This window comes from Robertkochia aurantiaca, assembly GCF_020166495.1.
Taxonomy (GTDB): Bacteria; Bacteroidota; Bacteroidia; order Flavobacteriales; family Flavobacteriaceae; genus Robertkochia; species Robertkochia aurantiaca.
The window spans coordinates 100,725-113,841 of record NZ_JAINZS010000006.1 but is presented as its reverse complement, the minus strand read 5'-3'; the positions used below and the strand labels follow the sequence as shown (position 1 = coordinate 113,841).

Sequence of the window (13,117 nt, the reverse complement as noted above, 5' to 3'; positions counted from 1 at the left end):
ACCCAATTTTTATTCTCCCACAGACCAACTCAGGTCTATATCAGAATCGGCGGGAGAAACTCTGACATACCCCTGCATTTCCTGGTGAAGGGCAGAACAGAAGTCTGTACAATAGAAGGGCCATACCCCGGGCTGTTTGGGTTCCCAAACCGACGTTTTGGTTTGACCCGGCATGATCAGGATTTCAGAAGTGTTCTGTCCGATCATACTAAATCCATGAGGCACATCAAAGTCCTGTTCGTGGTTGGTGATGTGGAAATACACCTTATCACCCACTTTGATTCCTTCAATATTATCCGGTGTAAAGTGACTTCGAATGGTCGACATATACACATGTACTTCATTTCCATCCCGTTCCACTTTAGCTCCATCGGGTCCTATTACCGCGAAGGGGTGTTTGTTTTCATCCAGGCGGTAGATCTTTTTAGAGTTGGGCTCTATCAGATCGGCAGGACACCCGGCCGCATAATGGGGTTCTCCGTGGGTAGGGAAATCGTAGATCAGCTCCATTTTTTCTCCTGAAATATCATAGATCTGGGCAGAGTGCTCCATCTCCGGACCGGTAGGCAGGTAGCGATCTTTAGTGATCTTATTCATGGCTACCAGGTAGTTCCCGAATGGCTTTCTGGAGTTTCCTCCGGGTATCATCAGGTGACCCACCGAATAGAAGGTCGGTTTGCGGTCAACCACTTCCCAGCTTCCCAGCTCCCATTTAACCACCTCTGAAGAGATGAAAAATGTCGTATAGGCATTCCCCTGATTATCAAACTCAGTGTGCAGAGGGCCTAACCCGCCGCTTTTAACGGTTCCGGCAAGCACATCTTCAAATTTCAGAATCGGAATTCCATAGGCATCACCGTCAAATTTCTCATTTTCGATCGCCTTCAGCATATTGTCGAATGAATGCACGGTGATATCAGCCGACAATTTCCCTGAACCGATGATGTACTGACCGCTGGGGTCAACATCACACCCATGGGGAGATTTAGGGGTCGGCAATAGGTAGACAGCGCCCGGAATTTCGGTAGGATCAACGGTAAGCACTTCTTTTTTCATCGTAGAAGTACCCGTATGAGTGGCCTCGTCATAGACATTATGTGCGTAATTGGCAGGTACTGTTTTACCGCCACCGTTAGCGATATATTCTTCTATTTTTTTCCAGTTAATGGCTGCGATGAAATCTTTATCGTTCTGAGAGGCATTCACCTCCAGCAGGGTACTGGCCTCTTCGGTATTATAGGTACTGAAGAAGAACCAGCCATGCGACTTGCCACGTCCGGGATGAGAAAGATCATAATTGAATCCCGGCATGATCACCTGGAATTTGATGTCCATATGTCCGCTTTCAGGATCAACCCCAATGAAGGTCAGGGCTCCCTTAAAGTTTCCCTTATACTCATCGATGGGCATATCTCGCTGGGGTACGGGCACAGAAAATCGTGTTCCTGCCACCACATACTCCGTATTCTCCGTAATAAAGGAAGAACTGTGATTCCCGGCACTATTAGGGATCTCTATGATTTCTTCGGTCTCGAAGGTACTCAGGCTTACTCTGGCAATACGGGGGGTATTGTTCCCGTTTACAAAGATCCATCTTCCGTCGAGTTCTCCGTTCGTTTGAGAGATGTCGGGGTGATGCAGATCATCCCAGGGAACGAATCCGTGGGAGGTATTCAGCATGGGTTTGGTTTCCTCAGAATACCCGTAACCCGAGGTTGGGAATTGAGAGAATACCGGAATCTCTTTGAACATTCTTCCTGAGGGGAGTCCGTACACCGTTAAATTTCCGCTGTATCCGCCTGAAAGGAAGGCGTAATAATCGTCTCTTTCTCCGGGGGCTACGTAGACCTTTTCGGCCGCGCTTGATACAAGGGCACCCTGGGCGTTATCGCCTTTACCCTGGTTCCCGCACCCGGTGAACAACCATGCTGCCAGTAATGTAAAGACAGCTGCTTTATGTATTGTTTTATACTTCATGATAGTTATTGTTTAATATTGATCTTGTTATCAGGTTTAAAAATTATTCTTCTGCAGGGGGCAGCATGACCTTGTCTACCACATGCACGATCCCGTTACCCGCAGGTACACTGGCTATTATTCTGGCGCCTCCTACATAGACCTCATCTTCTTTCACTTCCACCGGAGCCGATTGATCATTGGCCTGGCCTACCTTTTTGAATTTTTTCAGAAAGTCTTTGGTATAATTTCCAGGGGTGACATGATATTTAAGAATGTTAGCCAGGTCCCCTTTGTTTTCGGGTTTCAGCAGCTCATCAAGCGTTCCCTCAGGAAGGGCTTTGAAAGCTTCATCGGTGGGCGCAAAAACCATAAGCGGTCCTGCATTCACCAGGGCGTTCTCGAGTTCAGCAGCCTGGACCGCCTTTACCAGGATGGTATGATCAGGCGAACCAATAGCAATCTGCAGTATGTTAGGGGTAGATACATCATCTTCGATAAAAGCTTCTCCACTTTTATGCGAAGTTGTTTCAGCTACCTCGGAGCGGGTATCAGATGGTTCGTTGGTTTCCTCTTTACAACCGATGGCCAGCACCAGAATGGAGAGGAATAAAAAAATAAAATATCGGAAGGTTTTCATAGGGTTGATATTTAAAATGTTAGTCTAATGTCCTGAAATACTCGAGGATGTCTCGTGCCTGATCTTCTGTAAGGTTCTGATTTGCCATGGCGGCCCCGTTAAATTCCACCAATAGATCTTTGGCACATCGGTCCTGGGCGACCATGAGTTGCGGATCAAGAATCATGTTCATGATCCATTCGGGACTTCTCCTTTTCATGATCCCTTTGGGTGAGGGACCGATAAACCTTTTTTCGATCTTGTGACAAGCCGTACAATTGGTTTTGAATAAAGCTTCACCTCTTTCCACCATCGCCTGGTCGATCTCAGGGTCCAGGGTTATATTCTTTATAGGTCCTACTCCTTTATTGTCAAGGGTAATTCGCTCTGAAGCCGGAACCTCATTTTCTGCTGAAGATGATTCCTCTGCGACCTGCTCTTTTTCGGTTTGCTGGGTCTCGTAACTGAATTTCTCTTCTTTGTTCTCGTTCTTTCCACCGCAGGATAAAAGCATCCCAACTGTTAAAATGAAAATGATTTTGCTGTAATTTCTCATGGTTTTAATTATTTGTCAGGTTAAAGCATGCTCGATTCTGTGTCAAATTTAACTTGACATGCTCCCTAAAAAAGATGATATTTGTCATAATCGGACAAATTTGTCCGAATTAAATTTGAAAATCCTTTAATCAGCAAAAAAACACGTCGCCGTATGTTTTCAAAAGCTTGTGAATATGGCATCAGAGCCACGGTATTTATAGCCAAGAGTGAAACTGAAGGAAAGAATCCCAGTCTGAAGGAGATCGCGAAAGACATCGATTCGCCGGAAGCCTTTACTTCTAAGATCTTGCAAAAGCTGGTACACCACAAAGTCATTCGCTCCATAAGGGGACCTAAAGGAGGGTTCGCTATGATACCCGAGAAAAAGAACACCCTGACCCTGGCCGAGGTTGTCGATGCTATCGACGGTGACCAGGTATACAGCGGTTGTGCCTTGGGTCTTCAGACCTGCAGTGAAGAAAAGCCTTGTCCGTTACACCACAAGTTCAAAGGGGTTCGTAATCGGCTTTCGAATCTCTTAAACAAGACAACCATCAAAAAACTGGCTGAAGATCTGAATAAGGGAGACTATTATCTGAAAATTTAACCTTATAAACCTGTAACCATGAATATAACTGAGTATGTGACCGTCGGACAAATTGTAGCGAAAGATTATCGTACCGCCACCCTTTTCTCAAAATACGGAATCGATTACTGTTGCGGCGGACAAAAAACGATCAAGGAGGTATGTGATAAAAAACAGGTAAATACCGCTGCTTTGATGAAGGAGATCATTGAATGCACCTCTGTACAGGAAACCGGCACATCAGACTACAGCAGCTGGGATCCCGACTTACTGGTCGATCACATCGTTAAGAAACACCACCGCTATGTGAGAAAAAGAATTCCGGAGCTTATGCCGCTGCTTGAAAAGCTGACCAGGGTTCATGGCAATAAATATGCTTATTTGGCGGAAGTAAAATATTGCTTCTTAGCCCTTAGCGAAGAATTATTGCAACATATGGCTGATGAAGAAACACTGCTCTTCCCGATGATTACCCATTCCAACAACGGAATTTCCCCGGCCGAACGGGAGAATTTTAAAAAATTGATCGGTCAGATGGAAGGAGAACACGAACAGGCGGGTGATGCCATGAGAAGAATTTCAGAACTCACCGATGGGTATACACCACCGCCTGCAGCTTGTACCACTCACAGGGTGACCTATGCCATTTTAAAAGAATTTGAAGAGGACCTGCATCTGCATGTACACCTGGAGAACAACATACTATTTACCAAACTTCTTGCATGAGTATTTGATGAAAGAGCCCTGTTCACAGCAGGAAGCAGGATTTTAACGAAGTTATAAGAGAGATTATGCCGCGCATTCCATATGTTGTTAAGTAACAAGGGTTACAGCCCAATCGTAATCCTGAGAGTATTTTTACAACCTAAAATTCATATAGTATGGCCACAGTAAAACTGACAGCAGAGAAATTTAAGAAAGAGATATTTGATTATACTACCGAAAAGGAATGGAACTATAAGGGTGACAAACCTGCGATCATTGACTTCTATGCCGACTGGTGCGGCCCGTGTAAAATGGTAGCGCCTGTCCTGGAAGAATTAAGTGATGCATATCCGGATATCACCATCTACAAGGTCGATACCGAAAAAGAGGAAGAACTGGCCGGAGTATTTCAGATCAGGAGTATCCCCAGTTTGTTGTTCATCCCTATGGATAAGCAACCCATGATGCAGGCAGGAGCCTTACCGAAAAACACTTTAGAAGAAGTGATCGAGAAGGAATTGCTCAGCAGCGTTTCATAGTTTCAATCACATAAAATTAGATTACACCGGGTTCGAGAGGATCCGGTTTTTTGTTTGGGATAGTGGATTGCCACGGAGGTTGACCCTGTCTGCCGACAGGCAGGCTCCGCGGTAGCGGGGGTTACCAGAATTGCCCTTTTCAAGTTCCACATTCCGTATGTCCGCTTCGACTGGCTCAGTGTGACATGAGCGTTCAAAACCATATCCCAAGATTCCAAATCATACTTGTACAGGGTTATGAGGGTATGAAGAAATGATGTTAACCGGATAAAGAGACTGCCCTAACCTTTTTGACCATCTGACCGTTTGACTACCTCAACATCTCACTACCTCACCACCTCACCATCTGACCACCTCACTAAAAGAAGGCAGATCCTTCGCTCCCTGCGGTCGCTCTGGATGACCGTTTTCAAATTATAAATGATAGATTGTAAATTACAGATAATCCTTAATAACCATCACGTTGTCAACTAATTAAGAGGTTACGTTCCATATGACCTCCTGACCTATTGACCACTTGACTACCTGACCATCTGACCACTTCGACCCCCGATACTTCGGGGCAGTGTGACAAAAGCCAGGAAATGAGGTGATACAAAAACACGTTTTCCTTCCCCTCCTGGGGGAAGGTGGCAGCACTATGGTGCTGACGGAAGGGGGCGTTTATTTCTTCTACTGACCTCTTGACCATCTGACTAATTCATCTCCTCACCATTTCACATCCCGTTAGTCCACTTCGACTGGCTCAGTGTGACAAAAGCATCCAAAACCGAAATTACCAGCTCACTATCTGACCATTTGACTACTTGACCATCTGACCACTTCACCATCTCACTTTTCATTTATCGAATATAGTCGACAAGCTTTATTTTTTAGTATTTTACGCACTTATTAAATCAAAAGTCCCGGATTATCATGATCACTGCCTTTAGCTACAGGAAACTGATTTCTTTCTTACTGCTGTTTATTCTGTTCAATGCCTACTGCCATGCACAGTATCCCCGTCTGTTTACCAAGCTGAACGGCTATATCAGTCAAAGTCTTGAAAATAATTTTTACACCGGGCTCGAAGCAGGAGTCGAGTTATTCAGGTGGGGACATCTGTCACCCGAAATCTCCTATGCGTACCTGGCAGCCCAAAACGAAGAAATAAATCTCACTCCTGAGGCTCCTGTCCTCATCGATTCCCGTATAACCCAGCACCTGGTCGGGATCACCGCCAAACTGGAACTGAGATTCGATGATGGGGCGGTATTTGCCTTCCCCCGATATCAGTTCGGTAAAACACAGGCAGCTGCATTTGTAGATAACCTGGAAGAAAACCAAAATCAATTAGATGCTTTCCGATACGAAGAGAATGCCGGTTTTTTCAGTTACGGGATAGGTTTTGAAATCTATATCTCAGATCGGTTCTCCCTGGGAGGGCATCTCATTTACACTGACAATAATTCGGGGGAGGCATTGGCTCAAGTGCCTCTCGAATCAGATTTTCGAAAACCCCCGACCATGAACCTCGAAACCCTGGGGTTCGGTTTTGCCGTTTATTACAGTCCGTTTGAGAGATTATGAGGTGATTTTTAGCAAGAACCACCGGAGGTGGACCATGCCTACGGAAGCCGGTTTTTTGATACCACGGAGGTGGACCCTGTCTGTCGGCAAGCAGGCTCCGCGGTAGCGGGGGTTACCAGAATTGCCCTTTTCAAGTTCCACATTCCGTATGTCCGCTTCGACTGGCTCAGTGTGACATGAGCGTTCAAAACCATATCCCAAGATTCCAAATCATACTTGTACAGGGTTATGAGGGTATGAAGAAATGATGTTAACCGGATAAAGAGACTGCCCTAACCTTTTTGACCATCTGACCGTTTGACTACCTCAACATCTCACTACCTCACCACCTCACCATCTGACCACCTCACTAAAAGAAGGCAGATCCTTCGCTCCCTGCGTCCCGATTGCTATCGGGAGCTCTGGATGACCGTTTTCAAATTATAAATGATAGATTGTAAATTATAGATGACCATTAATCATCATCCCTTTGTCAGACATTTATGAGGTTATGTTCCACCTCATCTCCTGACCTTTTGACCTTCTGACTACCTGACTACTTCACCATCTGACCATTTCACTACTTCACTATCTCACCATTTCACATCCCATATGTCCACTTCGACTGGCTCAGTGTGACAAAGGCATCCAAAACCCAAATTACCAGTTCACTATCTAAGCCCTTGACTACCTGACCATCTGACCACTTCGACCCCCGATACTTCGGGCAGTGTGACAAAAGCCAGGAAATGAGCCGATACTAAAACACGTTTTCCTTCCCCTCCTGGGGGAAGGTGGCAGCACTATGGTGCTGACGGAAGGGGGCGTTTATTTCTTCTATTGACCACTTGACCATCTGACTATTTGACTAATTCATCTCCTCACCATTTCACATCCCGTTAGTCCACTTCGACTGGCTCAGTGTGACAAAGGCATCCAAAACCGAAACTACCAGTTCACTATCTGACCATTTCACTACTTCACTACCTCACCGTTTCACATCCCGTTAGTCCACTTCGACTGGCTCAGTGTGACAAAGGCATCCAAAACCGAAATTACCACTTGACCATCTGACTACCTGACCATCTGACCATCTCACTACCTCACCACCTCACCATCTCACTACTTCACCATCTCACTTACCAAAGACAGAATGCTATCGATATGAAGGCAAAGCACTTACCACTATTCATTAAATTTATTAATGCTTCTAATTATAAAGTTAAATAAAACTTTATGCATTAAATATGTCATCTTTGCAGCGGTGAATACAAAACCGCAGAACGAATAACAGCAATGGAATCACAAGAACTGACGACATTCAGATTCAGCAAGCACACCAAACCCTCCGGAAAAAGGTTTCAAAACCGGCTTCAGTCACTTCTTTACCCATGCTGCTTCGCGCTCACCACCACAACAACCACCACCAAAAACACAACTGTAAACAGCAACTCTAAATTGATCTATAATCATGCGTGATCTTCACACATCTGTCACAACAGCCCAAAGGGGCACTGCAGCGAAGCAGTCATCAGGACTCTCGCGCATTATTCCCGCAGGACTCTGGACACTTTTTGCCTTGTTGTCGGCTACGGCCATCTGGGTCTATCCCGACTTCCCGCAGTGGGAATGGCAACAACTTCTCAGATTTAACGGCTTTACCCTGCTTATCTGGATGACCGTGACCTTCTTCAGCGCCCTGGTCAGCACCTATGCCCTGACCTATCTCAGCGGCTTTACTTACCGCCGACGCTTTATGGTGCACACCCTGGGCTTTACCGCCTCGGTGATGTTGCTGCTCGCTTCAGAAAACCTCATCCTGCTCATAGTGAGCTGGTATCTTATGGGGCTCATGATGTCACGCCTGATCGGAGTGCGACTCGACTGGAAAGAAGCGCAGGAGGCCCGGCTGTCAAGCCAGACCTACTTCCTGACCAGCACCCTGTTCCTGATCGTAGCCCTGGCACTACCTGCCATGCTTACTAAAAGCATGACCATCACCGAATTACTCGCTAATATGGGATCATTACACTACGGTGTATTACTGCTCTCAGCCCTGCTGCTCATCACCGCCGCCATCATACAATCGGCCATCTATCCGTTTCACCGCTGGCTGCTTTCCAGCATGACCGCACCTACTCCGGCATCGGCTCTTATGCACGCCGGTTTTGTGAACGGAGCGGGAATCTTGCTGGCGCTGTTCGCTCCCCTGGTCATAGACGCAGACACCCTCACCCCATTGTTCATCATTGGCGGATTAACAGCAGTGATCGCCCAGTTTGCCAAACTGCTGCAGGTAAATGTCAAACACAGGCTGGCCTGTTCCACCATCGCACAAATGGGCTTTATGATCATGCAGTGCGGACTTGGTTTCTTTAATGCTGCCGTGGCCCACCTCATTCTCCACGGATTCTATAAAGCCTATCTCTTTCTTTCCGCCGGAGAAGGGATCGCACAAACTCACCCGCAGGCACCGCCTCGCATACGCATCAAACCTTTACAGGCCTTTTACGTGCTGATCTGCTCCCTGGCAGGCGCCTGGCTCTTCACGCAGTTCACCGGAAAGGGTTCTGAAGTGAACAGCGGGATCTTTCTAACCCTGATCGTGGCCATAGCCGTAGGGCAGGTCACCTACAACATCGTGAAACAACCGCATATAGCACCGGCCTTCCGCATTCTGCTGTCCCCGGCCCTGGTCTTTATGGGAATCGGCCTCTATGCAGTGGTCTTTAACGGGGTCTCACAATTCATGTCAGATATGCCACTGGTATCAGAACCTCATAAGCTGACCGCCATACAAATAGCCTTCGGAATCATTTTCCTGGCAGGGTTCTTCATCATGAAGCTTGGCTTCTATATGAAACGACCCTGGTTATACGTCACGCTTATGAATCTTACCCAGCCATTTAAAAACACGGTTCTAAAATTTAAAAACTCCTCACTATGAGTCCTGATAAACTAAAAACCACCATTACTAAGGCTTCCGCCTATATCGGAAAGACATGGCCGCTCTACAGCTTCGTCACCTCTAATCCACTTTCGGGATATGAAAGCCTCCCTTTCTCAGAGGCCGTAGATAAGGCGCGGGATATTCTCGGAACCAACGTCTACCCTGAGGTCAGGGCTTACCGACAAGCCTGGCAGTCGGGAGAGATCGATGAAAAAATACTGAAGGAACTTCTTGCTGAAAACAACCGTAAAGAAACCCCTGAAGAGTCGCTCACCCTGCTTGAAGGAGGCGAAACATCTGCAGAGCAGAATGAAAATCATGAGCTTGACCGCCTGACGGTTAAATGGCTCTCGGCCTATATGGACGAAGGACTGGCAGAGTGGAGCATGCCCGGAAAGGAAAACGGACTCTACCAGGCATGGAAAGGACTGGCTGTTTACGACAGCGAACTGAAAGGCATTAAAGATAACGGCCTACCCGAATCGGCAGCTGCAGCTATCGAAAAAGTACTTTCTGCTTACCCTGAAGACCAACATCTGCCCATCATCACTGCACACCTGGCAGCCTTGCCCGGGTGGACAGGTTATATCAAATTCAGAGAAGAATCTCAAAACGCCTGGCAACAACAATACCCGGTCACCCTGGAAGACTACCTCGGAATGCGGTTGTTGATCGCCAGAACCATTAAGGCGTCCATTATGCCGGAAGGAGAAGCTGAAAAAAACAGCAATACCCTGGATACCCTGCGCCTGATCTGGCTGCAGGCCTGGGAAAGAAGCTGGCAGGAGCAGATGCTGCAGAAAGTATCTCCGAAATCAGCCAGGGCTTCTGAAAACAAGGCTGATGCCCAACTCGTCTTTTGTATCGATACACGATCTGAGCAAATCAGAAAACACGTGGAGGCACAGGGTAACTATGAGACCTTCGGCTACGCCGGATTCTTCGGAGTTGCCATGGATTACCAAAACCCTAAGAACGGACTCATCAACAAGTCTTGTCCGCCCATACTCCCTTCCGCCTACGCCGTAAGCGAGGGTGTCTCCGAAAATAATGAGAAAGAATTCAAAAAGTTTAACAGCCGGAACAACCTGGACAACTTCTTCTCTTACTTCCTCAGAAGAATGAAGAACATGCTCCCTTCCACCTTTGGTTATGTGGAGGGAAGCGGGGTGAATTACGGACTGGCTTTGCTTACAAGAACCTGCTTTCCCAGGCTGTGGTACAAACAACAGCGAAAATGGGAGAACAACTACGAGCACATCTGTGAACCCGGAATCGATAAGATCTCTGATACGGTAAGTGATGGAACAGGAATTCCGGTGGAAGAGCAGGCAGCCATTGTAAAGTCTGCCTTCGACCTGATGGGATGGAAGACCTTTGCTCCCCTGGTGGTTTTCGCCGGCCACGGAAGCCATACGGCCAACAACCCTTTCGGATCAAGCCTTGACTGTGGTGCCTGTGCCGCAAGTCGCGGAAGAAATAACGCCCGTATGCTGGCACGTCTGGCCAACAACCCGGAGGTGCGTAGAATACTTAGAGAACAGCATGGGGTACAGATCACCGATAAGACCTGGTTCCTGGGAGCCGAACACAATACCACCACCGATGAGATCGTACTCTTCGATGCGATGGTTCCGGCCTCACACCAAGACCTTCTTCCGAAGCTAAAAGCCGACCTTCAAAAAGCTCAGCATGCGGCCACAGAAAAACGCCTGATGCGTGCTAAAAACAGTGTGGAAGCCGCCGAAAGAAAAGCCGGTAACTGGGCTGAAACAAGACCTGAGTGGGGACTGGCCAAAAATGCCGGATTCATTATCGCCCCCAGAAGCAAAACCCTGCACACAGACCTGGGCGGGCGTTGCTTCCTGCACTCCTACAACTGGGAGCTTGACCCTGAAGGAAAGGCCCTTGAAGGGATCATGCAGGGCCCCATGGTGGTAACCCAATGGATCAACAACCACTACTACTTCACCTCGGTAGATACCGAGAACTTCGGAAGTGGTTCAAAGATCACCCACAACGTAACGGGTATGTTCGGGGTACTGCAGGGGAACGGAGGAGACCTCAAAAGCGGTCTGCCACTACAATCGCTGAGGGAAACCGACTCCCAGCTCTATCACCAGCCGCTGAGGCTTTCGGTTCTGATCGAAGCCCCCATCGAAAGGGTGACCGGCATCCTGAAGCGTAATGCCTCACTGCAACAATTGCTGGACAACCAGTGGATACACCTGCTGGTGACAGATCCGACAAAAGCACAAACCTTCCGTTACAGAAAGAATCTGGAATGGCAGCCTGATGCAAACGCTCAACCAAAAAAAGCGACTGAGAAAAAGCAAAAAGGCATGGAAGTTACCGCATAAGAAGAAACCCGTTTTACCCGCCACGGGTTGTTAATAGCAGGAAGGTCCGGTTTTTAAAGAAGCCGGACTTTCTTTTTCCGGGCCGTCAGAGATTAAATCCCTAATTTTAAGAGACAAAACAACCTTTACCCATGAAGCGAACCCTGGCCCGGTTCCGGCAATCAGCATTTGGCAGATACATCGACAGAAATGAAAAATACCTGCCCATCGTTTTCTTTGTCGCGGGATTTATATTTGACTCCCTGACCCTGGGCCGTATCGACAGAGCCTATGACATGACGGTTCTGTGGAGTCATATGACCTTGCTTACCCTCTTTCTTTACCTGTTTAACCTGGCCGATGACGGTACCTGGAACAACACCCTTCTGGGCAGATACCAGCAATACCTTCCTCTGGCGATTCAATTCTTTTTCGGGGCCCTATCAAGCGCCTATGTGATCTATTTTTCCAGAAGTGTCTCTTTGACCAAAACCACCTCATTCTTCGTTATCCTGGTCATATTATTATTTGCCAATGAATTTCTGAAACGGCGTATCTCCAACAAATACCTGCAATTCAGTATCTATTTCTTTATCAGTTTCATCTTCTTCAGCTTTATGATCCCGGTGCTTACCGGGGTAATGAATACGACCATTTTTTTGTTGTCAGGAGCAGTCAGCCTGGGCATTACACTCTTTTTGATCATTTACATTTACCGTAAGAGTCCGAGCACCCGAAAGGAAGTTCATCTGGGTAAACTCACCGGGTTGATCCTAACCATTTACCTGGCAATCCATGTCTTTTATTATTTCAACCTGATACCTCCGGTTCCCCTGGCCCTTGAAACCGGGATTGTGGCTCATGAGGTTCGCAAAGAAAATGATGAATTTATCGTGACCTACGAAAAAAAGGACCCCTATATTTTCTGGAGAGACTATCGCTATCGGTTTACCTATGAATCCGGAGAAAGGGTTTATCTGTTCTCTTCGATCTTCGCTCCTTCAGCCCTGGAAGAGAAGATCATTCACCGGTGGATGCACAAAGATCAGACAACCAACGCCTGGAAGGTTATGGATGAGATAGGTTATGAGATCACCGGCGGACGTGAAAGCGGTTACCGTGGATATACTTACAAAGAGAACATCATACATGGAGAATGGCGCGTCGAGGTGGTCACCGATGACGACCTGATCCTGGGGCATGTGGATTTCAAGATCATTTCAGCATCAGAAGCTGAACAGAATGAACTGGTTCAAAGATCTTTCTGAATAAACCTGATCGGCCCGCTTATTAGAAAAATCCTTTCAGAAAAACAACCTTGACATTCCACTATTTTCT

Annotated in this window: 10 protein-coding genes; 7 read left to right on the top strand and 3 right to left on the bottom strand. The window is 47.1% G+C overall.

Features of this window, described 5'->3' with window-relative positions:
* Window positions 1-9 precede the first annotated feature (9 nt).
* Genes nosZ through K7R10_RS11750 form a run of 3 tightly spaced genes read right to left on the bottom strand, consistent with a single transcriptional unit; the run spans window position 10 to window position 3,131 of the window.
* Entirely contained in the window at window positions 10-1,977 is a 1,968-nt protein-coding gene (gene nosZ / locus K7R10_RS11760; RefSeq protein WP_224484916.1) for a Sec-dependent nitrous-oxide reductase, read from the bottom strand.
* 43 nt (window positions 1,978-2,020) lie between these two features.
* Window positions 2,021-2,596: a fasciclin domain-containing protein gene (locus K7R10_RS11755; protein WP_224484915.1), complete on the bottom strand. Its 576-nt coding sequence runs from the start codon at window positions 2,594-2,596 to the stop codon at window positions 2,021-2,023.
* Window positions 2,597-2,615: 19 nt separating this feature from the next.
* Window positions 2,616-3,131, bottom strand: a complete 516-nt coding sequence (locus tag K7R10_RS11750) for a c-type cytochrome (RefSeq protein ID WP_224484914.1) — start codon at window positions 3,129-3,131, stop codon at window positions 2,616-2,618.
* A gap of 153 nt (window positions 3,132-3,284) precedes the next feature.
* Here K7R10_RS11750 and K7R10_RS11745 point away from each other — a divergent pair, with 153 nt between their 5' ends.
* From K7R10_RS11745 to K7R10_RS11715, 7 genes are all read left to right on the top strand, one after another.
* Window positions 3,285-3,719, top strand: coding sequence for an RrF2 family transcriptional regulator (locus K7R10_RS11745; protein ID WP_224484913.1), 435 nt, complete (start codon window positions 3,285-3,287; stop codon window positions 3,717-3,719).
* Between the two features lie 18 nt (window positions 3,720-3,737).
* Entirely contained in the window at window positions 3,738-4,424 is a 687-nt protein-coding gene (gene ric / locus K7R10_RS11740; RefSeq protein WP_224484912.1) for an iron-sulfur cluster repair di-iron protein, read from the top strand.
* A gap of 155 nt (window positions 4,425-4,579) precedes the next feature.
* Window positions 4,580-4,942 carry a thioredoxin gene (gene trxA, locus K7R10_RS11735; protein ID WP_224484911.1) on the top strand — a complete coding sequence of 121 codons (363 nt, stop codon included), beginning with the start codon at window positions 4,580-4,582 and terminating at the stop codon, window positions 4,940-4,942.
* 915 nt (window positions 4,943-5,857) lie between these two features.
* Window positions 5,858-6,511, top strand: a complete 654-nt coding sequence (locus K7R10_RS11730) for a hypothetical protein (protein ID WP_224484910.1) — start codon at window positions 5,858-5,860, stop codon at window positions 6,509-6,511.
* A 1,450-nt stretch (window positions 6,512-7,961) separates the two neighbouring features.
* Complete coding sequence (locus K7R10_RS11725) at window positions 7,962-9,437, top strand: proton-conducting transporter transmembrane domain-containing protein (RefSeq protein ID WP_224484909.1); 1,476 nt, start codon at window positions 7,962-7,964, stop codon at window positions 9,435-9,437.
* Entirely contained in the window at window positions 9,434-11,800 is a 2,367-nt protein-coding gene (locus tag K7R10_RS11720) for a DUF2309 domain-containing protein (protein ID WP_224484908.1), read from the top strand. The genes K7R10_RS11725 and K7R10_RS11720 overlap by 4 nt, the downstream gene beginning before the upstream one ends.
* A 131-nt stretch (window positions 11,801-11,931) precedes the next feature.
* Complete coding sequence (locus K7R10_RS11715; protein WP_224484907.1) at window positions 11,932-13,047, top strand: DUF2914 domain-containing protein; 1,116 nt, start codon at window positions 11,932-11,934, stop codon at window positions 13,045-13,047.
* Window positions 13,048-13,117 lie beyond the last annotated feature (70 nt).

What these genes read in the sequence shown, in the direction of transcription:
- nosZ (WP_224484916.1), bottom strand. Translation starts at nt 1,977, where the DNA reads ATGAAGTATAAAACAATACATAAAGCAGCTGTCTTTACATTACTGGCA.
- K7R10_RS11755 (WP_224484915.1), bottom strand. Translation starts at nt 2,596, where the DNA reads ATGAAAACCTTCCGATATTTTATTTTTTTATTCCTCTCCATTCTGGTG.
- K7R10_RS11750 (WP_224484914.1), bottom strand. Translation starts at nt 3,131, where the DNA reads ATGAGAAATTACAGCAAAATCATTTTCATTTTAACAGTTGGGATGCTT.
- K7R10_RS11745 (WP_224484913.1), top strand. Translation starts at nt 3,285, where the DNA reads ATGTTTTCAAAAGCTTGTGAATATGGCATCAGAGCCACGGTATTTATA.
- ric (WP_224484912.1), top strand. Translation starts at nt 3,738, where the DNA reads ATGAATATAACTGAGTATGTGACCGTCGGACAAATTGTAGCGAAAGAT.
- trxA (WP_224484911.1), top strand. Translation starts at nt 4,580, where the DNA reads ATGGCCACAGTAAAACTGACAGCAGAGAAATTTAAGAAAGAGATATTT.
- K7R10_RS11730 (WP_224484910.1), top strand. Translation starts at nt 5,858, where the DNA reads ATGATCACTGCCTTTAGCTACAGGAAACTGATTTCTTTCTTACTGCTG.
- K7R10_RS11725 (WP_224484909.1), top strand. Translation starts at nt 7,962, where the DNA reads ATGCGTGATCTTCACACATCTGTCACAACAGCCCAAAGGGGCACTGCA.
- K7R10_RS11720 (WP_224484908.1), top strand. Translation starts at nt 9,434, where the DNA reads ATGAGTCCTGATAAACTAAAAACCACCATTACTAAGGCTTCCGCCTAT.
- K7R10_RS11715 (WP_224484907.1), top strand. Translation starts at nt 11,932, where the DNA reads ATGAAGCGAACCCTGGCCCGGTTCCGGCAATCAGCATTTGGCAGATAC.